Origin of the sequence: Burkholderia sp. AU39826, assembly GCF_020419965.1 — a bacterium.
GTDB lineage: Bacteria > Pseudomonadota > Gammaproteobacteria > Burkholderiales > Burkholderiaceae > Burkholderia > Burkholderia semiarida.
Genome location: NZ_JAIZQG010000053.1, coordinates 1 through 593, shown reverse-complemented (window position 1 = coordinate 593; position 593 = coordinate 1). Strand labels below are relative to the sequence as shown.

1 protein-coding gene is annotated in these 593 nt (G+C 64.4%); it reads right to left on the bottom strand.

The genetic code is table 11. The annotated features are described in order from the left end of the window. Positions 1-593 (bottom strand): RHS domain-containing protein (locus LGM42_RS32970; RefSeq protein ID WP_226234412.1); only part of this gene is annotated, 593 nt, incomplete at both ends.

The following is a 593-nucleotide window of genomic DNA, read 5'->3' as shown; positions in this document are numbered from 1 at the left end:
ATCCCCGCCGCCTTCGACGCCCGCGCAATCACCTCCCGCGCTTCGCCCCACGCCTTATACGATGCCTCCCATACGACGTCACCGTCGCCATCGGTCAGCAACTGCGGCGTACCGATCTGATCACAGTGATAATAGAACACCGCCGCATCGCCTCGCCGCTGCGGCACCTTCTGCAGCGGATCCTCCTCCGGCACATAGCGGTCGGTGCTCTTCCACTCCGGCGTCGCGATTCCCTCGACCCGCTCAGCCACATACTGCGCCAGCGGCACGAACGTCCCCGGCTCGTAGAGATAGTGCGTGCCGCGCTCGCCGTCACTCTCGTACGCCAGCGTGTCACCGTCCCACCCGAACACCGTCCGCTCGCCGTTCACCTCCTTCGCGATACGTCGACCGAACGCATCATAGAAATACCGCGCCTGACTCTGCCGCGACGTCTCAGCCACGCGCGCAGACAGCAAGCGATTGAACTCATCCCACTCGTATTCCTGCTCACCCGCGGGCGTACGCTTACGCACCAGATTCCCGCGCGCGTCGTACTCGAAGTGCATCCCCGCATACGCCTTCAGCAGGTTCCCGAGCACCTTCGGCACCTC